The sequence below is a fragment of the Streptomyces sp. NPDC005576 genome (genome assembly GCF_042871745.1).
Lineage (GTDB): Bacteria > Actinomycetota > Actinomycetes > Streptomycetales > Streptomycetaceae > Streptomyces.
The window spans coordinates 256,052-275,234 of the sequence record NZ_JBIAJC010000007.1 but is presented as its reverse complement, the minus strand read 5'-3'; the positions used below and the strand labels follow the sequence as shown (position 1 = coordinate 275,234).

The following is a 19,183-nucleotide window of genomic DNA, read 5'->3' as shown; positions in this document are numbered from 1 at the left end:
GTCACACCTCCCCGGTCATCGCGGCGAGTCCCCCGAGCAGCGGGCTGTGCGCAACCGGCGGCACCGCCCGGCCCTCGGAGTCGTACATCCCCATCCGTTCCATCCACGCCTCGAACTCCGGCGCGGGACGCAGCCCCAGCACGGACCGTACGTACAACGCGTCGTGGAACGAGGTCGACTGGTAGTTGAGCATCACGTCGTCCGAACCGGGGACACCCATCACGAAGGTGCACCCCGCCACGCCGAGCAGCGTCAGCAGGGTGTCCATGTCGTCCTGGTCGGCCTCGGCGTGGTTGGTGTAACAGACGTCGACGCCCATCGGCAGGCCGAGCAGTTTGCCGCAGAAGTGGTCCTCCAGGCCCGCCCGGACGATCTGCTTACCGTCGTAGAGGTACTCCGGACCGATGAAGCCGACCACCGTGTTGACGAGCAGCGGCCGGAACCGGCGCGCCACACCGTAGGCACGGGCCTCCACCGTCTGCTGGTCGACGCCGTGGTGCGCGTCGGCGGAGAGCGCGCTGCCCTGACCGGTCTCGAAGTACATGACGTTGTCGCCGAGTTCGCCCCGTCCCAGCGAGAGCCCCGCGTCGTGCGCCTCCGCGAGCAGGGCCAGGTCGATGCCGAAGGCCCGGTTGGCGGCCTCGGTCCCGGCGACGGACTGGAAGACCAGATCGACCGGCGCGCCCCGCTCGATCGCCCGGAGCGTCCGGGTGACGTGGGTGAGCACGCAGGTCTGCGTCGGGATGGCGTACCGCTGCCGGATCTCGTCCGTCAGCCGCAGCAGATCCGTCACGGAGGCCAGTGAGTCGGAGGCCGGGTTGATACCGATGACCGCGTCCCCGCAGCCGTAGAGCAGCCCGTCGAGCACCGAGGCGGCGACGCCCCGGGGGTCGTCCGTCGGGTGGTTGGGCTGGAGGCGCACCGAGAGCCGCCCCGGCAGCCCGATCGTGTTCCGGAACCGGGTGACGACCGTGCACGCGCGGGCGACCTGCACCAGGTCCTGGTTGCGCATCAGCTTGCTCACCGCTGCCGCCATCTCCGGCGTGAGGCCCGGCGCCAGCGCGGCGAGCGCCCCGGGGGTGGCCCGGTAGGAGAGCAGCCAGTCGCGGAACCCGCCGACCGTCATCGACGAGACCGGGGCGAACGCCCCGGCGTCGTGCGTGTCGACGATCAGGCGGGTCACCTCGTCGTCCTCGTACGGCACCACCGGCTCTTCCAGGAAGGCGCGCAACGGTACGTCGGCCAGGGCGATCCGGGCCGCCACGCGCTCGGCGTCGCTCCGCGCGGCCACCCCCGCCAGCTCGTCCCCGGACCGCGCCGGCCCCGCCCGGCCGAGCAACTCCCGCAACCCGTCGAACCGGAAGCCTGCCACCCCTACGGAGGCCGTGTACTGGGGCATGACCGCGCTCCTTCACCGCCGAGGACGAGATCCCGAGCCTGCCACAGCCGGGTGAAGGCCGGTCGGCGCCGCTCAGAGGAAGGTCTGGCCCTCACCCCGGTAGGTCGGCACCGTGGCGGTGATCCGGTCACCCTCGATCAGCTGCAACGCGTCGAACCGCTCGCACAGTTCGCCCGCCTTCGCATGCCGGAACCACACCTTGTCACCGATCAGCAGATCGTCGGCGGCCGACCCCAGCAGCGGCGTCTGGACCTCGCCCGGCCCCTCCTGAGGGTCGTAACGCAGCCCGTGCGGCAGGTACGGCACGGGGAGCCGGTCCGGGCCCGCCGCGCCCGACGCCGGATAGCCGCCGCCGAGCACCGTCACCACGCCCACCCCGGGCCTGCGGACGACCGGCTGCGCGAAGAGCGCCGCCGGACGGCCGGTGAACGACGTGTAGTTGTCGAAGAGCCGGGGGACGTACAGCCCCGATCCGGCCGCGATCTCCGTCACCGCGGACTCGGCGGCGGTGTGCTGCACACTGCCGGTGCCACCGCCGTTCACGAACTCCAGGTCCCCCACCACCGCACGCACCGCGCGGACCACTTCGGCGCGGCGCACCACCAGTTCCCTGCGGGCCGTCGCCTGCATCAGCCGGACGGCCCTGGACCGCAGCGGACGCCCCGAGACCGCGTCCCCGACCCCCGCGATGTGCCCCTCGTACGCCATCAGACCCACCAGCCGGAAGCCCGGACGCCGCGCCACCGACCGTGCGAGATCGGCGAGTTGGGCCGGTGAGCGCAGTGGCGAGCGGAGCGCGCCGACCCTGACCCGGCCGCCCAGCAGGCGCAGCGAGGTGTCCAGCTCCAGGGCGACCCGGATCTCCTCGGTGCCACCCGCGCGGGAGGCGTCGATCAGCTCCAGCTGCGCCGGGTCGTCCACCATCACCGTCACCGAGGCGGCGAGCTTCGGGTCCGCGGCCAGTTCGGCGAAGGCAGAACGGTCGGCGGACGGGTAGGCGAGCAGCACGTCGTCGAAGCCCGCCCGGGCCAGCCAGAGCGACTCGGCCAGCGTGAAGGACATGATCCCGGCGAACCCCGGCCGGGCGAGCACCCGTTCCAGCAGCGCCCGGCAGCGGACGGACTTGCTCGCCACCCGGACCGGCTTCCCGGCGGCCCGGGCGACGAGGTCGTCCGCGTTGGCGTCGAATGCCTCCAGGTCGACCACCGCGAGCGGTGCGTCGAGATGGGCGGTGGCCCGGTCGTAACGGGCCCGGTCAGTGGCGCGAGCAGTCATGTCGGCAGCTTGCCAGAGAGGCGTACCCATGGGTAAGGGCCTGCGGGAGAATCCCTGTTCCGGCTCGCTGTCCTCCCCGGACCCGTCGCGCGGGTCGCCTTCCGGGAGCCGCCCAGGGCCCCGCCCCGGTCCCGCCCCGGGAACCGCCCCGGGAACGGGGCGGTGCGGACACGACGCCCGGGCCGACCCGATCCCCGCGGCCCGTCCGCAGCCCGTAGAGTGACCGGCACGCGGCGACCGACGGGCTTGCCCGGGTGCGTTTTCCGCGAGCGGTACGCGAGGTGAACCAGGGGGACCGATGAGTACCGAGGCGCAGCACGCTCCCGTGCCGCCCCGCCCGCCGGCCCCGCCCGGCGCCTCCGCCCCGCCCGGCACACCCGCGGCTCCTGGGACCCCCACCGCTCCCGAGTCGGCCGTACCCGCCGTACCGCCCGCACCGGTTGTCCCACCCGCGCCCCCCGCTGTGCCTCCCGCCGCCCCTGCCGCGCAGGCCGCACCCGCCCCCTCGGTACCCGCGCAGGGCCCCGGGCCCGTCGCCCCCACCGGGCAGATCCCGTCCGAGACCACCAGGCGCCTGCGCCCGCCGGGCCCTCCCGTGCCGCCCGCCGTGCCGCCGCCCGCACCCGCGCCGGCCCCGGTCGAGACCACCGCCCGGCTGCGGCCGGTCCCCGCCGGTCCGCCGCGTGCCGCCCCGCACGCCCCGGCGCCCCCTGCCGCTCCCGCACGGCCTTCCGCGTTCCCGCCTTCCGCCGCCCGGCCGCCGGCCTCCCCGCCCGCCGCTCCGCCGCCTGCCAGTCCGCCGCCCGCCGCCCGGCGCAGGCCCGTCGGGGCGGTGGACCTCACGCCGCCGCCGGCAGCCCCGCCGGGCCGGCCGCCGGCTCCGTACGGGGTACGGCACCCCGGCGCGTACCCCGTACCGCCGCGCTACGGCTTCCCCGAGACGCCGATGGAGACGACGACCCGGCTGCGGCCGATCAGGCCGGAGCCCCGGCAGCGGGCCAGGACCGTCGCCGCGGCCGCCTGCGTCGTGCTCGGGCTGGGCCTGATCGGCGGCGCGGCGGCCGGGGCGTGGCTCACCGGCGACGCCTCCGCCTCGTCCGGCGGGGACACCTCCTGGTCCACCGCCCGCAGCGCCTGGCACAGCATCCCCGTCGACACGCTCTTCCCCCGCACCCTCCAGGGAAAGGGGACCGGACCGGGCGGCGCCGACCGGGTCTGGACCCGGCTCGGGGTGGCCGCCGACGGCGACTGCGCCGAGGCGCTCGACCCGCTGCTGGTTCGCGCGCTCGGCCCGGTCGGCTGCGTACGCGTGGTCCGCGCCACCTACACCGACGCGACGCGATCGGGCGTCACCACCGTCGGCATGGTCTTCACCGAGGGGGACGCCACCGCGATGGGGGCGCTCGGTACCCGGTTCACCGACCAGAAGCTCGGCGACCGCAAGGACCTGATGCCCCGTACGTACCCCGTGCCGGGCACCGTCGCCGAAGGGTTCGGGTCCGCACAGCGTGCCAGCTGGACGACGCACGTACTCACCGAGGTGCCCGTACTCGTGTACGCGGTCTCCGGCTTCGCGGACGGGCGGCCCGTCCACGACCCGCAGCCCGCCGCCCGGGCCATGGCCCGGGGCGCCACCACGGCCGCCGCCGAGGCCGGCCTGGGCAACGACGCCGAGGGCGTGGCCGACGGTGTGGAACGCGCCCTGCGCGTGACACTCGCCGACCTGACGGAGGAGAAGCCGCGATGAGTACCCGTCTCCCCGCCGCCCGTCTCCCCGCCGCCCGTCTCCCCGCCGCCCGCCTGCCCGCCGCCGGCCTCCCCGGTGGCGGCACCCTGGGAGCAGGCAGCCCCGACGCCCGTACCCCTGAGGTCCGTACCCCCGAGGTCCGTGCCCCGGAAGCCCGGTCCGGGTCCGACCGCGCCGGCCGTCCGTCCCCCGGCCGGCTCCGTACCGTCCACGCAGGGCGAACCTTCGCCGCCGCCTGCGCCGCCGGTCTGCTCGCGCTGCTGCCCGCCACCCCCGCACGGGCCGACGCCATCCGCGACCAGCAGTGGGCCCTCGCCGCCCTCCACACCGACCAGGCATGGCGAACCACCAAGGGCGAGGGCATCACCGTCGCGGTGCTCGACACCGGCGTCGACTCCACCCACCCCGACCTGGCCGGGGGTGTACTCCCCGGCAAGGACCTCATCGGGTTCGGGGCGGCCCCCGGCGACAAGGCGTGGGCCCTGCACGGCACCGCCATGGCCGGCATCATCGCCGGGCACGGCAACGGCCCCGGCCAGAGCGACGGCGTCCTCGGCGTCGCCCCTGGGGCGAAGATCCTGCCGGTCCGGGTGATCCTCGAATCCGCCGACACCTCCCGCGCGAAGGCGCGCACGTCAAGGGGCACCGCCCTCGCCGACGGCATCCGCTGGGCCGCCGATCACGGCGCCGACGTCATCAACCTCTCGCTGGGAGACGACAGCAAATCCGCCCACGCGGACGCCTCCGAGGACAACGCCATCCAGTACGCCCTCGCCAAGGGCGTCTCCGTCGTCGCCTCGGCGGGCAACAGCGGGGAGAAGGGGGACAGCACCTCCTACCCGGCGGCGTACCCCGGTGTCATCGCCGTCGCAGCCGTCGACAGGTACGGCACCCACGCCTCCTTCTCCACCCGGCACTGGTACGCCACCGTGAGCGCGCCCGGCGTCGACATCGTCGTCGCCAACCCGGACCGGCACTACTACATCGAGTGGGGCACCTCGGCCGCCGCGGCGTTCGTGTCCGGAGCCGTCGCCCTGGTCCGGGCCGCCCACCCCGACCTCGCCCCGGCGCAGATCAAGACGCTCCTCGCGAAGACGGCCGGCGACGCGCCGACCGGCGGCCGGGACGACACCCACGGCTACGGCATCGTCGATCCGGCGGCGGCGATCGCGGCGGGCGACGGCGCGGCCCTCGCGGACAGCAAGGCCGCCGCCGGATACGGCAAGAAGTACTTCGGCACAGGACCCGACCCCGCGACCGGCGACGGCGCCCCGGCCGCCTGGACCGCCCCGGCCGCCGGTGTGGCGGGCGCCCTGTTCCTGGTCGGCGCCGTCGTGCTGTGGCGCGGCAGGAACCGCCCGGCGTCCAGATTCGGCTGACCGCGCCGGCCCCGCCCCGGCCCCCGCCGCCATATGGCCACGCCGCCGCACTGCACGCCGCGCCCCGCACGGAGTGGCTCCTCCGGTCAGCCCGCCGCCGCGACGGCCTCCACCGCTGCCTTCGCCGCCGCCTCGACCAGGGTGACGCCCGCCTGCTGGGTGGCGTGCCCGTCGCTGAGCACCGCCACCAGATACGACCTGCCGCCCGACTCGACCCGCCCCACACTGTTGATGTCCCAGAGCCCGGTGGTCGTCCGGGGCATCCAGCCGTTCTTCAGGAGCGAGCCGCTCCCCGCGGCGGACACACCCCACCGCTGGTCGGCCTCCACCTGACCCATCAGTTCCTGGACGTAATCGCGCGAGTCCTCCGACAACGGCGTGTCCGCGTCCTCGCCCTCCGCGAAGACCGCCGCGAGCAACCGCACCTGATCGGCGGCCGTGGTCTGCGTCAGCCCCCAGGCGTGGGAAGCGGTGGTACCGATCAGTCCCAGTCGTCCGTTCGCCGCGTCGAGCGCGCTCTCGCCGCCGACCACCTGGAGCAGCCGCGTCGCCGAGGCGTTGTCACTGTTCTCGATCATGGCCGCCGCCGAGGCCCGCTCGCTCGCGGTCGGATCCCGGCCCTCGTCCTGCGCGGTCAGCAGCAGGGCGGCCAGGATGTCCACCTTCACGATGCTGGCGGTGTCGAAGGTCTGCCCGGGGGCGCTCTCGTACGCGCCGCCCGCCCCGCTCTCCGCGTCGAACACCGCGACGGAGAGCCGGGCGTCCCCGGCCACCCGCCGGACGGCCGCCGCCACCAGCGCGTCGTACTCCACTCGGGGCTCCTCGCTCGCCGTCGCGGAGGGTGTACCGCCCCCGGCGGACGGAGCCCGCGACGAGGCCGAGGCTACCGAGGCCACGGGGGTGGCCGCGCCGTCCGCCGAGTGGCTCGTCAGATACGCGCCGCCCGCCGCCGTACCGGCGAGCGCGACGAGGGCGGTCACCGAGGCGGACATCACTGACCTGCGTATTCTCCTGGGCGTTCTCGGACGGGGCATGGCCGCACGCTAGGAAGCGCGTCTGAGGAGAGCCTGTGGCGAACCTGTCGTCCCGGTGAGAAAACGGACCCACTACGCTCGTCCCGTGGAGCTCAAGAACATCCCGGACCCCGGTTTCTCCGACGACGACGGCACCGCCGCCCCCGAACTGACGGCGGCGCTCGCCGCCTGGTCCGAGGACAGATCGGCCGTCGGACCGGTGCTCGCCGCCCTCCGCGACGCCCGGCTCCTGGTGCCCGTCGTCGCCGTCCTCGGTGAGGTCGAGGAGGACGAGAACGGGCTGCGCCGCGAGAAGACCAGCGACATGGCCGTCCCCACCCTCACGGCGGGGAACCGGCGCGCACTGCCCGCCTTCACCTCCACCGCCTCCCTGGCGCTCTGGGACCCGCAGGCCCGCCCCGTCGCCGTACCCCTGCACCAGGCGTTGCAGGCAGCCGTCCACGAGAAGGCGGACACGGTCGTCCTGGACCTCGCCGGTCCCGTCGCCTTCGAACTGTCCGGCTCGGCGCTGCGCGCCCTCGCCGAGGGAAGGGCCAGCGCCGACCCGCTGGACGACCCCGCCGTCGTCACGGCCGTACGGGACGTCGTCGCGGCCGAGCCCGCCGTGCTCCGCGCCCACCTGGGCCCGGGGAGCGCCGACGGCACCCTCGCGCTCGTCCTCGCCCGGGACGCCGTCCCCGACGAGACGGCACGGCGCGTGGCCTCGGCCCTGTCCGCCAGCGAGGTGCTGCGCGCCCGGCTCGTACGCGGTCTCGACCTCGCCCTGCTGCCGGGCGGCGCGCCCGCCCCCGGCGAGGCGCTCTTCACCCGCTGACCGCCCCTCCGCCGGGACATGGCCGGCCCCGCCGGCCACCTCCGCCACTGGACGGCTCGACGGGTGCGTCCGCCACCCGGACAGCACGGAGCCCGCCTCCCGGGAAGGGTGGCGGGCTCGGTGCTGTCCGGCGCTCTCCGTGCAGGTCCTAGCCGTAGACGGGACCGGTGTACTTCTCGCCCGGCCCGGTGCCCGGCTCGTCCGGTACGAGGGAGGCCTCGCGGAAGGCGAGCTGGAGCGACTTCAGCCCGTCGCGCAGCGGCGAGGCGTGGAAGGTGCTGATCTCGGTCGTGCTGGCGTCCAGCAGGCCGGCGAGGGCGTGCACGAGCTTGCGGGCCTCGTCGAGGTCCTTGTGCTCCTCGCCCTCCTCGGTCAGGCCGAGCTTCACGGCGGCGGCGCTCATCAGGTTGACCGCGACGGTCACGATCACCTCGACGGCGGGGACCTCCGCGATGTCACGGGCCATTTCGTCGAAGCCGGGGTTCTCGGTGCTGGGGGCGTCACTCATGTCCCACACGATACGGCGGGTCCCGGGCGTCCCCGCGCGCGGGAGGCGGGGGAACGGTGTGGCATCCGGTTTACGTTTTCATCCGGCGGCTGCTAACCTTGTGTAACGACCGGCCGGACACCTATGTGCTCGGCCCACAAGTGGAGGCTCCGATCTCCCACCCAGTCGCCCTCAGGGCGGCGGGTCACCGGTCAGGCGGCCACCATCGTTCCGTACGGACGATGGAGTCGTCCGATGCGCCCCGCGGTTTCACGCGGCGGTGTTCCGGTATTTCCAGGAGCCCCGCCTGTGTTCCGTCCGGGGCATTTTTCATGTCCCGGCACGGTTGGTCTGTCGAAACAGACGTTACGTGGCTGTCTGCCAGGCAGTCGCGTGGTGCTACCTAGGAGGATCCATCAGCGCCGAGCCCCGCATCAACGACAGGATTCGCGTTCCCGAGGTGCGACTTGTCGGACCCAGCGGCGAGCAGGTCGGGATTGTTCCGCTTGCCAAGGCCCTGGAGCTCGCACAGGAGTATGACCTCGACCTGGTCGAGGTGGCGGCGACTGCCCGCCCGCCCGTGTGCAAGCTCATGGACTACGGGAAGTTCAAGTACGAGTCGGCCATGAAGGCCCGTGAGGCGCGCAAGAACCAGGCGCACACGGTCATCAAGGAGATGAAGCTCCGGCCGAAGATCGACCCGCACGACTATGACACCAAGAAGGGTCACGTCGTCCGGTTCCTGAAGCAGGGCGACAAGGTCAAGATCACGATCATGTTCCGTGGTCGTGAGCAGTCCCGCCCGGAGCTCGGCTTCCGCCTGCTCCAGCGCCTCGCTTCGGACGTCGAGGAACTCGGCTTCATCGAGTCCAGCCCCAAGCAGGACGGCCGGAACATGATCATGGTTCTGGGCCCGCACAAGAAGAAGACCGAAGCCATGGCGGAGGCCCGCGAGGCGCAGGCCGCCCGCAAGGCCGAGCGTCAGGGAACCGCCCAGGACGTCGACGACGAGTTCACGGGTGAGTCCGAGGCGCAGGCCGAAGCACCCGCCGAGGCTCCTGCCGAGGCTTCGACCGAGACACCCCCCGAGGCGTGACCTCGGGGCCGCCATCCAGGCGGCCCCCGGTCCTCCCGGAATCCACAGAGATCTGACGCCCCTGATCGCCCGGTGCCCGCACCGTGAGGGGCGCCACTGACGAGGAGATAACGGCGCCATGCCGAAGAACAAGACGCACAGCGGTACCAGCAAGCGCTTCAAGATCACCGGCTCCGGCAAGGTGCTCCGTGAGAAGGCGGGCAAGCGCCACCTCCTCGAGCACAAGTCGTCCAAGAAGACCCGCTCGCTGACCGGCACGGTCGTCGTGGCTCCGGCCGACGCCAAGAGGGTCAAGAAGCTTCTCGGCAAGTGAGGTCAGGCCCCCGGTGAGCCCGGGAGGCCGTCCTCGATCGAACCGGGACCAATTCGTTTCCGGGCTGGGCGCGTCGAAATCGTGAACACCAGCCCCGCTGCAAGGAGTTAAAAGTGGCACGCGTCAAGCGGGCAGTAAACGCCCACAAGAAGCGCCGGGCGATCCTCGAGGCCGCCAGCGGTTACCGCGGTCAGCGTTCGCGCCTGTACCGCAAGGCCAAGGAGCAGGTCACCCACTCCCTGGTCTACAACTTCAACGACCGCAAGAAGCGCAAGGGCGACTTCCGCCAGCTCTGGATCCAGCGCATCAACGCCGCTGCCCGCCAGAACGGCATGACGTACAACCGCCTCATCCAGGGTCTGAAGGCCGCCAACATCGAGGTGGACCGCAAGATCCTGGCCGAGCTCGCGGTCAACGACGCCAACGCGTTCGCCGCCCTCATCGAGGTCGCGAAGAAGGCCCTCCCGGCCGACGTGAACGCCCCCAAGGCTGCCTGACCCAGGCGTACTTGAAGGTGCTTGACCGGACCCGCAGGCGCATGCCGTCTGCGGGTCCGGTGCGTCACACGCCCTCCCGCGGCGCGTGATCCCTGATCCGCCGGACACCCCCGAGTCCCGCCGCACGCAGAGAGGCCCGCCGCCGACCATGGGCATCCCCGAACTGATCTCCCCGCGTTCGCCCCGCGTCGCCGCCGCCCGGCGGCTGGCCAAGCGGAACTTCCGCGTCAAGGAGCGCCGGTTCATCGCCGAGGGGCCGCAGGCCGTACGCGAGGCCGCCGGACACCGGGGCGCCGACGGTGAACCCACCCTGATCGAGCTGTTCGCCACGGTGGAAGCCGCGGAGCGGTACACGGAGATCATCGCCGCGGCCCACGCGGCCGGGGCCCGGGTGCACCTCGCCGACGCGGACGTCCTCGCCGACGTCTCCCAGACCGTCACCCCCCAGGGGCTCATCGGCGTCTGCCGCTTCCTGGACTCGCCGTTCGAGGAGATCCTCGCCGCGAAGCCCCGCCTGGTGGCCGTGCTGGCGAACGTACGCGACCCCGGCAACGCCGGTACGGTGCTGCGCTGCGCCGATGCGGCGGGTGCGGACGCCGTGGTCCTCACCGACGCCTCCGTCGACCTGTACAACCCCAAGTCGGTGCGCGCCTCGGTCGGCTCGCACTTCCACCTGCCGGTCGCGATCGGCGTGCCGGTGGAGCTGGCGGTGCAGGGACTGCGGGACGCCGGTGCGCGGGTGCTGGCCGCGGACGGCGCCGGCACCGCCGACCTCGACGACGAACTCGACGCCGGCACCATGGGCGGCCCCACCGCCTGGGTCTTCGGCAACGAGGCATGGGGCCTCCCCGAGGAGACCCGCGCGCTCGCCGACGCGGTGGTCCGGGTACCCATCCACGGCAAGGCCGAGAGCCTCAACCTCGCCACGGCCGCCGCGGTCTGCCTCTACGCCTCCGCGCGCGCGCAGCGCCCCCGTACGGCCTCCTGACCCGGACCTCCCGGGCTCAGGGACGCGCGTGCGCAGCGTGGGCCGGCCCGCGCGGCCCGGCAAAACGCCTTGGTAGCTCCGCTACGAGGGCGTTCCGGCGCCTTGCGCTCGCACGGACCCGGCCCCGCTCCTTCGTCCGCGCGACAACCCCGCACAGGCCCAGGACCTGTGCGGGGTTGGCTCGCGGCGTTGTCGGATGGCCCGGGTACATCCAGTACACGGGCAATCCTCCGCCTTTCGACGCACCGCGCCCGGACACCCCCCGCTGATCCGACGCGAATTGCGGACACGGCCTAGTAGGGTGACGGACTCGGGGCCCACTGCACCGGTTCGAGAGGTGGGGTACGGGAAAATGGCAGTCGGCATGAGCAGTCCGCGTCGGACGAGCACCACCGTCGTCCGCCCCGGGGCGGACGAGCACGGAGGAGGCGGTTCCGCCCCCTCGGACGTCCTCCTCGGCGTCGAGCCGGACGAACTGCCGGACGGGCTGGTCGTCGCCGACCGCACCGGGCGCATCGTCTGCTTCAACGCCGCCGCCGTCCGGATCACCGCCGTGACGAAGGAAGCCGCCCTCGGCAGCCGTCTGGAGCAGGCGCTGCCGCTCGAAGACCTCAAGGGCCGCCGCTGGTGGACCCTGACCGACCCGTACGGCGGCCTCTCCACCCGCGTCGGCCAGCCCGAGCGGAACCTGCTGCTCCCCGGGGGGCGCGAGGTCCTCGTCTCCGCGCGGTACGTCCGCGAGTACCCCACCGGGCCCGTCCGCCGCGTCGTCGTCTCGCTGCGCTCGACCGAGGCCCGTCGCCGTACCGAGCGCAGCCACTCCGACCTCATCGCCACCGTCGCCCACGAGCTGCGCTCGCCGCTCACCTCCGTGAAGGGGTTCACCGCCACGCTGCTCGCCAAGTGGGAACGTTTCTCCGACGACCAGAAGCGGCTCATGCTGGAGACGGTCGACGCCGACGCCGGCCGCATCACCCGGCTCATCGCCGAACTGCTCGACATCTCCCGGATCGACTCCGGCCGGCTGGAGCTGCGCCGTCAGCCCGTCGACATCTCCGCCGCCGTCGCCCGCCACGTACAGGCCCTCGTCGCCAGCGGCCAGTCGCCCGACCGCTTCCTCGTCCGGACCGGCCACCCGCTGCCCGACTGCTGGGCCGACCCGGACAAGGTCGACCAGGTACTCGGCAACCTGCTGGAAAACGCGGTGCGCCACGGCGAGGGAACTGTCACGATCGACATCGCACCCGCCCCGGCGGACAACGACGAGACAGGAACGGCGGTCACCGTGAGCGACGAAGGGCCCGGCATCCCCGAGGAGTCGATGGCCCGCGTCTTCACCCGCTTCTGGCGCGGCAGCAAGCGCGGCGGCACCGGCCTGGGCCTCTACATCGTCAAGGGCATCGTCGCCGCCCACGGCGGCACCATCACGGTCGACCGGGCCCCCGGCGGGGGCGCGGAGTTTCGATTTATCCTGCCCGTGAGCACCCCCGCGTACCTGCGCTGACCCAGGCTCGCGCGCAGGGGCCGGGCGCCTTCGCACCGCGTGGTGGAGGGCCTCCGGACAGCCCACGGGCTTCGTACCGCCCCCACGGCCTTTAGACTCGACCTTTGGCACCTTTGCGTCCTCCTGCCGTCGAGCAGGGCCACGGGGGTCTCGGGGTGTCCCCCGATACGGGCAGTATCAGCCAATCGGAAGCACGGGAAGAGATGTCGGCACCGAACAAGTCGTACGACCCAGTCGAGGTCGAGGCACTGAAACCGGAAGAGATCGAGCGCATGCGGGACGAGGCGTTCGCCGCCTTCGCCGCCGCGGGCGACCTCGACGCGCTCGCCCAGGCGAAGACCGCGCACACCGGGGGTACCTCGCCGCTGTCGCTCGCCAACCGCGAGATCGGAGCCCTGCCTCCACAGGCCAAGGCCGAGGCGGGCAAGCGCGTGGGCCAGGCCCGCGGCGCCGTCTCGAAGGCCCTGGCCGCGCGCCAGGCCGAGCTGGAGGCCGAGCGCGACGCCCGGGTGCTCGTCGAGGAGGCCGTGGACGTCACGCTGCCCCACGACCGCGTCCCGGCCGGCGCCCGTCACCCGCTGACGACCCTCATGGAGCGTGTCGCGGACGTCTTCGTGGCCATGGGTTACGAGATCGCGGAGGGCCCCGAGGTCGAGGCGGAGTGGTTCAACTTCGACGCCCTCAACTTCGTGCCCGACCACCCGGCCCGCCAGATGCAGGACACCTTCTTCGTCCTCGGCACGACGGCCGACGGCCGTCCCACCGAGGGTGACGAGTCCGGCGTGGTGCTGCGCACGCACACCTCGCCCGTCCAGGCGCGATCGCTGCTCAGCCGCAAGCCCCCCGTCTACGTGGTCTGCCCTGGCCGGGTCTACCGCACCGACGAGCTCGACGCGACGCACACCCCGGTCTTCCACCAGATCGAGCTGCTCGCGATCGACGAGGGCCTGACCATGGCCGACCTCAAGGGCACCCTGGACCACATGGTGCAGGCGCTCTTCGGCGCGGACATGAAGACCCGGCTGCGGCCGAACTACTTCCCGTTCACCGAGCCGTCCGCCGAGATGGACATGGTCTGCTTCGTCTGCCGCGGCGAGTCCGTCGGCAACCCCGACCGCCCCTGCCGCACCTGTGGCAGCGAGGGCTGGATCGAGCTGGGCGGCTGCGGCATGGTCAACCCGAAGGTGCTCGTCGCCTGCGGCGTCGACCCCGAGAAGTACAGCGGATTCGCCTTCGGGTTCGGCATCGAACGGATGCTGATGTTCCGCCACAACGTCGAAGACATGCGAGACCTGGTCGAGGGTGACATCCGGTTCACCCGACCGTTCGGGATGGAGATCTGATGCGCGTCCCGCTTTCCTGGCTGCGGGAATACGTCGACCTGCCGGCTTCCGAGACCGGCCGGGACGTACAGGCCAAGCTCGTCGCCGCTGGTCTGGAGGTCGAGGCGGTCGAGAAGACCGGCGCCGGCCTCACCGGCCCGCTCGTCGTCGGACAGGTGCTGACCATCGAGGAACTGGAGGGCTTCAAGAAGCCCATCCGCTTCTGCACCGTCGACGTCGGCGCCGCCAACGGCACCGGCGCACCGCAGGAGATCGTCTGCGGCGCCCGCAACTTCGCCGTCGGAGACAAGGTCGTCGTGGTCCTCCCCGGCGCCGTCCTGCCCGGCGACTTCGCGATCGCCGCCCGCAAGACCTACGGCAAGACCTCGCACGGCATGATCTGCTCCACCGACGAGCTCGGCATGGGCGACGACGGCACCCACGGCATCATCGTGCTGTCGCCGGAGACCGAGGTGGGCACCGACGCGATCGAGCTGCTCCAGCTCGTCGACGAGGTCCTCGACATCGCCGTCACGCCGGACCGGGGCTACGCGCTGTCGATGCGCGGCATCGCCCGCGAGACCGCCACCGCGTACGGCCTGCCGCTGCGCGACCCGGCGCTGATCGACGTACCCGCGCCGAACGCGTACGGCTACCCGGTCCGGATCAGCGACCCCTTCGGCTGCCCGCGGTTCACCGCGCGCACCGTCACCGGTCTCGACCCCGAGGCCCGCTCACCGATCTGGATGACGCGCCGGCTGCAGAAGGCCGGCATGCGTCCGGTCTCGCTCGCCGTCGACATCACCAACTACGTGATGCTGGAGCTCGGTCAGCCGCTGCACGCCTACGACCGCACCCGCGTCGAAGGCACCATCGGCGTCCGCCGCGCCCAGCAGGGCGAGAAGCTCACCACCCTCGACGGTGTCGTACGCGTCCTGGACGCCGAGGACCTCGTCATCACCGACGACCGGGGGCCCATCGGCCTGGCCGGCGTCATGGGCGGCGCCCACACGGAGATCGCCGACACGGGTACCGAGGCCGCCACCACCGAGGTCGTCATCGAGGCCGCGTACTTCGACGCGCTCTCGATCGCCCGCACGTCGCGCCGGCACAAGCTCTCCTCCGAGGCGTCCAAGCGCTTCGAGCGCGGCGTGGACCCGCAGGCCGGGGCCGCTGCCGCGCAGCGCACGGTCGACCTGCTGGTGCTGCTCGCCGGCGGCACCGCCGAGGCGGGCGTCACCGAGATCAGCGCCCCCTCCGCACCCCGCACCATCGCGATGCCCGCCGACCACCCCAGCCGGGTGGCCGGTGTGGAGTACGGCCGTGAGATCGTCGTCCGCCGCCTCCAGGAGGTCGGCTGCGACGTCTACGGGCAGGACGATCTCCTGGTCACGGCGCCCTCCTGGCGCCCCGACCTGAGCGAGCCGAACGACCTCGCGGAAGAGGTCATCCGGCTGGAGGGTTACGAGAACCTCCCGTCCACCCTGCCGACCCCGCCGTCGGGCCGCGGTCTCACCGAAAGCCAGCGGCTGGGCCGCCGCCTCGGCCGGGCCCTGGCGGGCGCCGGTTACGTCGAGGCACTCAACTACCCGTTCATCGGGAGTGGCGTCCTGGACCGGCTCGGCCTGGACACCGACGACGCCCGGCGCCGCACGGTCCTCCTCGCCAACCCCCTCTCCGACGAGGAGCCGGCACTGCGCACCACGCTGCTGCCGGGCCTTCTCGGCGCGCTGCGGCGCAACGACGGCCGGGGTTCGCACGACCTCGCGCTCTTCGAGACCGGGCTGGTCTTCCGGCCGACCGGTCACGAGAAGCAGGCGGTCCGGCTGCCGGTGGACCGGCGTCCCTCGGAAGAGGAGATCGCCGCGCTCAACACCTCCCTGCCGCGTCAGCCGCGCCACGCGGCAGTCGTCCTCGCGGGCGCCCGCGAGCAGGCCGGCTGGTGGGGCAAGGGCCGTCCGGCCACCTGGGCGGACTCCGTCGAGGCGGCTCGTACTCTCGCCCGCGAGGCGGGCGTCGAGGTGACCGTCCGCGCCGACCGGCACGCCCCGTGGCACCCCGGCCGCTGCGCCGCGCTCTACGTCACGGTGGACGGCGAGGAGACCCTCCTCGGACACGCGGGCGAACTCCACCCGCGCGTCGTCAAGGAGATGCACCTCCCCGAGCGCACCAGCGCCATGGAGATCGAGATCGACGTGCTGGAGCGGGCCGCCGACGGCGCGCTCCGCGCCCCCCGGATCTCCACCTTCCCGGTGGCGACCCAGGACATCGCGCTGATCGTCCCCGCCGAGGTCCCCGCCGCCGAGGTCGAGGCGACACTCCGCGAGGGTGCGGGTGAACTCCTCGAATCGCTCCGGCTCTTCGACGTGTTCACCGGCGACCAGATCGGTGAGGGCCGCAAGTCGCTCGCGTACGCGCTGCGCTTCCGCGCGCCGGACCGCACGCTGACGGTCGACGAGGCGTCGGCCGCCCGCGACGCCGCCGTGGCGCTCGCGGCCGAGCGCAACGGCGCGGTGCTGCGCGGGGCGTGATGACCCGTCAGGTCCCGTGCGGCTGGACCGCCGAGGTCCTGTAGCACGGTGAGGAGGGGCGTCTCCGGTGACCGGGCACGCCCCTCCGCCGTCTCGCCGTCCGCGGGGGACCGCACTCGGGCCCGGAGTCGGGACCGGAAGCGTTTCGGCCCCGGCCTCCGTCCCGTGGCCACCCTCCTGTTCGTTCGGGCAGTGGGACCGTGCGGTCCGGCACCGCCCGCCCTGCCGTGGTGTGTCGGGCAGGCCGGCAGGGCGGGCGGTGCGGACGAGGGCCGTCGGAGCTGTACGAGGGGGAGCCGCGACGACCCGGCCGCTTTCCGGCGAGACGCCCAGTCAACCCACCCCTGCCCCGGCGCGGGAGGGCGCACAGGGGGACGGTTCGGGCATTCCGTTCACACCCCGTGTGAATCGGTGCTTGGCTGGAACCTTGCGGCGCACGCGTCCGGCACGGGGCCGGCCCACCTGTTCGGCCCACCCGTTCAGGTGCGGCCGCGGAAGGTCCGGCGCGGAAAGTCCGGCGCGGAAGGCCCGGCGCGGAAGGGGGAGGGGCGTGGAACCCAACATCCTGCTGGAGTCCCTCGTGGAAGAGGCGGGGGTCTCGCGGGCGGGGCTCGCCGGACATGTGAACCGGGCCGGCCAGGCCCGAGGGCTGCGGCTGCGGTACGAACACACGGCCGTCTCCCGCTGGTTGAAGGGCCAGCGCCCGCGCGGCGAGGTACCGGACCTGATCTGCGAGGTCCTCGGCCGGCGCCTGGGGCGGCCCGTCACCCTCGACGACATCGGCATGGGCGCGCCGGGCGCACCCGCCGCGCCGTCCCCCGGCACCCCGCTCGCGGGGTTCGTCGAGCGGGCCACCGCGCTGTGGCGCGCGGACGGGCAGCACAGCCCGCGGCTCGCCGGTGTACTCGCCGTCACCGGGACGGCCGCCGTGATGCCCGTATGGGAGTGGGAGAACCCGCCCGAGGACCTCGACGTCTCCCGCCCCGGCCCGTCCCGCATCGGCCCCGCCGACCTGGAGATCCTGTGCGCCGCCCGCGGCCACTACGAGCACCTCTACCGGAAGGCCGGCGGCATCGCGACGAGGGGCCGGGTGGTGAGCTTCCTCAATGCGGGCGTCGCCCCACTGCTGCACGCCGGCCACGACGACGCGACGGGCCGCCGGCTGCACCGCGCGACGGCCGGACTCGTCTCGCTCGCGGGCATCTGCGCCTACGACTCCGACGCCCACGGACTGGCCCAGCGCTACTTCCACCAGGCGCTGCGCCTCGCCAAGGCCAGCGGCGACCGGGCGCTCGGCGGTTACGTGATCGCGCTGCTGGTCAACCAGTCGCTGCACCTGGGGGAGTTCCGCCGCGCGGTCGCCTTCGCCGAGGCGGCGATACGGGCCGCCGGACACCGCGTCAGCCCCGCCCTCGCCGCCGATCTCCACGCCATGCAGGCCAAGGCGTACGCACGGCTCGGGGACGGAGCGAACGCCCGGGAGCGCATCGGCCGCGCCGAAGCCCTGGCGGCCCGCATCCTGCCCGGGGCGGAGCCCGAGGAGACGGCGTACGTCCAGCCGGGCCTGGTGGACGTACAGGTCGCCGAGGCCCTGCTCGGCCTGGGTGACCTCGGGGCCGCGAGGGAGCACGCGGCACGGGCCGTGTGCGCCCCGGCGCACGACCGGGGGCGGGTGCACCGGCTGGCGATGCTGACCCAGGTGGAGCTGCGCCTGGGGGAGGCCGACCGGGCGGCGCGTACGGCCACGGAGATGGCGGAACGGGCGCGCGGCGTCGAGTCGCGCCGACTGCGCGAACGGATGGGCGCGGTCCGTGACGACCTCGTGGCCAGCGGGAGCTCCGAAGCCGCACGGGCGGCCGAGGTGATCGGGGGAGCGCTGCGCGTGCCCCTGTGAGCCCCGGCGCACGGGGAGGCGTACGTTCCCTCACTCCGCTCTCCCTGCTGCGATGTTGCCACCGATCGATCGAAAGGTGGCAGAACTGTGCAGTGGGCGAACTTGAGCGAACAATCCGTCTACGAGAACCGATGGTTCCGGGTGAACCTCGCAGACGTCCGGCTCCCCGACGGCAGGCACCTCGACCACTACGTCATCCGGCTGCGCCCCGTCGCCGCCGCCACTGTCGTCAACGACGCCGACGAGGTCCTGCTGCTCTGGCGGCACCGCTTCATCACCGACAGCTGGGGCTGGGAACTTGCCGCCGGAGTCGTGGAGGACGGCGAGGACATCGCCGCGGCCGCAGCCCGCGAGATGGAGGAGGAGACCGGCTGGCGCCCCGGCGCGCTGCGCCCGCTGATGACGGTGGAGTCCTCCAACGGCCTCACCGACGCCCGCCACCACCTCTACTGGGCCGAGGAAGGCCACTGGACCGGACCGCCCACCGACGGATTCGAATCCTCGCGCCGTGAGTGGGTGCCCCTGAAGTCCGTACCCGACCTCATCGCGCGGGGCGAGGTGCCGGCGGCCAACATGGCGGCCGGACTGCTGATGCTGCACCACCTCCGGCTGGCGTGACGGGAACACCGCCGATGCCGGTCGGGCACCCGCGGAGTCCGGCTACCCCGGCCGAGGGGGAGTCCGGTTCAGTTGGAGTCCGGGTCAGCGGAGTCCCGCGAGGACCACGGCGGCGGCCGTACCGCCCAGGACGGCTCCGACGACGACCCGCCCCGTCGGGGGGGGGCGCGGCCGGGCCCCCCCCCCCCCCCCCGGCGGGGGGCCCCGGGCGGGGGGGGGGGCCCCCCCCCCGCCACAACCCGTTGAAATACCCCCGACAAGCCCACACCCCCACACCCACCCCCC

At 73.4% G+C, this 19,183-nt stretch carries 16 protein-coding genes; 12 read left to right on the top strand and 4 right to left on the bottom strand.

What is annotated here, in order from left to right; genetic code table 11:
• Nucleotide 1 precedes the first annotated feature (1 nt).
• Nucleotides 2–1,399 (bottom strand): ethanolamine ammonia-lyase subunit EutB, encoded by a 1,398-nt coding sequence (locus tag ACFYPN_RS14835; RefSeq protein WP_389298438.1) that lies wholly within the window; start codon nucleotides 1,397–1,399, stop codon nucleotides 2–4.
• A gap of 72 nt (nucleotides 1,400–1,471) precedes the next feature.
• Nucleotides 1,472–2,674, bottom strand: a complete 1,203-nt coding sequence (locus ACFYPN_RS14830; protein ID WP_358759061.1) for an amino acid deaminase/aldolase — start codon at nucleotides 2,672–2,674, stop codon at nucleotides 1,472–1,474.
• 832 nt (nucleotides 2,675–3,506) lie between these two features.
• Here ACFYPN_RS14830 and ACFYPN_RS14825 point away from each other — a divergent pair.
• Both ACFYPN_RS14825 and mycP read left to right on the top strand, forming a co-directional pair.
• Nucleotides 3,507–4,421, top strand: a complete 915-nt coding sequence (locus tag ACFYPN_RS14825) for a hypothetical protein (RefSeq protein WP_389298436.1) — start codon at nucleotides 3,507–3,509, stop codon at nucleotides 4,419–4,421.
• Nucleotides 4,418–5,800, top strand: a complete 1,383-nt coding sequence (gene mycP, locus ACFYPN_RS14820) for a type VII secretion-associated serine protease mycosin (RefSeq protein WP_389298435.1) — start codon at nucleotides 4,418–4,420, stop codon at nucleotides 5,798–5,800. Before ACFYPN_RS14825 ends, mycP begins: the two co-directional genes overlap by 4 nt.
• An 86-nt stretch (nucleotides 5,801–5,886) precedes the next feature.
• On the opposite strand, the gene ACFYPN_RS14815 is transcribed toward mycP, so the two are convergent.
• The gene (locus ACFYPN_RS14815; RefSeq protein ID WP_389298433.1) at nucleotides 5,887–6,792 is read right to left on the bottom strand and encodes a serine hydrolase; all 906 of its coding nucleotides are present in this window, start codon (nucleotides 6,790–6,792) and stop codon (nucleotides 5,887–5,889) included.
• Between the two features lie 127 nt (nucleotides 6,793–6,919).
• Here ACFYPN_RS14815 and ACFYPN_RS14810 point away from each other — a divergent pair, with 127 nt between their 5' ends.
• Entirely contained in the window at nucleotides 6,920–7,648 is a 729-nt protein-coding gene (locus tag ACFYPN_RS14810) for an SseB family protein (RefSeq protein ID WP_389298431.1), read from the top strand.
• A 148-nt stretch (nucleotides 7,649–7,796) separates the two neighbouring features.
• Here the strand turns inward: ACFYPN_RS14810 and ACFYPN_RS14805 are convergent, their stop codons facing one another.
• Nucleotides 7,797–8,156: a DUF1844 domain-containing protein gene (locus ACFYPN_RS14805; protein WP_266702546.1), complete on the bottom strand. Its 360-nt coding sequence runs from the start codon at nucleotides 8,154–8,156 to the stop codon at nucleotides 7,797–7,799.
• Nucleotides 8,157–8,505: 349 nt separating this feature from the next.
• Here ACFYPN_RS14805 and infC point away from each other — a divergent pair, with 349 nt between their 5' ends.
• The 9 genes from infC to ACFYPN_RS14760 all read left to right on the top strand — a co-directional run bounded on the left by infC (nucleotide 8,506) and on the right by ACFYPN_RS14760 (nucleotide 18,898).
• Nucleotides 8,506–9,231 carry a translation initiation factor IF-3 gene (infC, locus tag ACFYPN_RS14800; RefSeq protein WP_358759053.1) on the top strand — a complete coding sequence of 242 codons (726 nt, stop codon included), beginning with the start codon at nucleotides 8,506–8,508 and terminating at the stop codon, nucleotides 9,229–9,231.
• A 118-nt stretch (nucleotides 9,232–9,349) separates the two neighbouring features.
• The gene (gene rpmI, locus ACFYPN_RS14795) at nucleotides 9,350–9,544 is read left to right on the top strand and encodes a 50S ribosomal protein L35 (RefSeq protein ID WP_358759051.1); all 195 of its coding nucleotides are present in this window, start codon (nucleotides 9,350–9,352) and stop codon (nucleotides 9,542–9,544) included.
• A gap of 113 nt (nucleotides 9,545–9,657) precedes the next feature.
• A complete protein-coding gene (gene rplT, locus ACFYPN_RS14790; RefSeq protein ID WP_358759049.1) occupies nucleotides 9,658–10,041 on the top strand; it encodes a 50S ribosomal protein L20 in 384 nt (127 codons plus the stop codon).
• 148 nt (nucleotides 10,042–10,189) lie between these two features.
• On the top strand, nucleotides 10,190–11,029 hold the full coding sequence (locus tag ACFYPN_RS14785) for an RNA methyltransferase (protein WP_358759047.1): 840 nt from the start codon (nucleotides 10,190–10,192) through the stop codon (nucleotides 11,027–11,029).
• A 352-nt stretch (nucleotides 11,030–11,381) separates the two neighbouring features.
• Nucleotides 11,382–12,533 carry a PAS domain-containing sensor histidine kinase gene (locus ACFYPN_RS14780; protein ID WP_358759045.1) on the top strand — a complete coding sequence of 384 codons (1,152 nt, stop codon included), beginning with the start codon at nucleotides 11,382–11,384 and terminating at the stop codon, nucleotides 12,531–12,533.
• Nucleotides 12,534–12,736: 203 nt separating this feature from the next.
• Nucleotides 12,737–13,876: a phenylalanine--tRNA ligase subunit alpha gene (gene pheS, locus ACFYPN_RS14775; RefSeq protein WP_358759044.1), complete on the top strand. Its 1,140-nt coding sequence runs from the start codon at nucleotides 12,737–12,739 to the stop codon at nucleotides 13,874–13,876.
• Nucleotides 13,876–16,386 (top strand): phenylalanine--tRNA ligase subunit beta, encoded by a 2,511-nt coding sequence (gene pheT, locus ACFYPN_RS14770; protein WP_358759042.1) that lies wholly within the window; start codon nucleotides 13,876–13,878, stop codon nucleotides 16,384–16,386. The genes pheS and pheT overlap by 1 nt, the downstream gene beginning before the upstream one ends.
• 550 nt (nucleotides 16,387–16,936) lie before the next feature.
• A complete protein-coding gene (locus ACFYPN_RS14765) occupies nucleotides 16,937–18,280 on the top strand; it encodes a transcriptional regulator (RefSeq protein WP_358759040.1) in 1,344 nt (447 codons plus the stop codon).
• Nucleotides 18,281–18,367: 87 nt separating this feature from the next.
• Complete coding sequence (locus tag ACFYPN_RS14760; protein ID WP_358759038.1) at nucleotides 18,368–18,898, top strand: NUDIX domain-containing protein; 531 nt, start codon at nucleotides 18,368–18,370, stop codon at nucleotides 18,896–18,898.
• Nucleotides 18,899–19,183 lie beyond the last annotated feature (285 nt).

What these genes read in the sequence shown, in the direction of transcription:
- ACFYPN_RS14835 (WP_389298438.1), bottom strand. Translation starts at nt 1,399, where the DNA reads ATGCCCCAGTACACGGCCTCCGTAGGGGTGGCAGGCTTCCGGTTCGAC.
- ACFYPN_RS14830 (WP_358759061.1), bottom strand. Translation starts at nt 2,674, where the DNA reads ATGACTGCTCGCGCCACTGACCGGGCCCGTTACGACCGGGCCACCGCC.
- mycP (WP_389298435.1), top strand. Translation starts at nt 4,418, where the DNA reads ATGAGTACCCGTCTCCCCGCCGCCCGTCTCCCCGCCGCCCGTCTCCCC.
- ACFYPN_RS14815 (WP_389298433.1), bottom strand. Translation starts at nt 6,792, where the DNA reads ATGTCCGCCTCGGTGACCGCCCTCGTCGCGCTCGCCGGTACGGCGGCG.
- ACFYPN_RS14805 (WP_266702546.1), bottom strand. Translation starts at nt 8,156, where the DNA reads ATGAGTGACGCCCCCAGCACCGAGAACCCCGGCTTCGACGAAATGGCC.
- rpmI (WP_358759051.1), top strand. Translation starts at nt 9,350, where the DNA reads ATGCCGAAGAACAAGACGCACAGCGGTACCAGCAAGCGCTTCAAGATC.
- ACFYPN_RS14785 (WP_358759047.1), top strand. Translation starts at nt 10,190, where the DNA reads ATGGGCATCCCCGAACTGATCTCCCCGCGTTCGCCCCGCGTCGCCGCC.
- ACFYPN_RS14780 (WP_358759045.1), top strand. Translation starts at nt 11,382, where the DNA reads ATGGCAGTCGGCATGAGCAGTCCGCGTCGGACGAGCACCACCGTCGTC.
- pheS (WP_358759044.1), top strand. Translation starts at nt 12,737, where the DNA reads ATGTCGGCACCGAACAAGTCGTACGACCCAGTCGAGGTCGAGGCACTG.
- pheT (WP_358759042.1), top strand. Translation starts at nt 13,876, where the DNA reads ATGCGCGTCCCGCTTTCCTGGCTGCGGGAATACGTCGACCTGCCGGCT.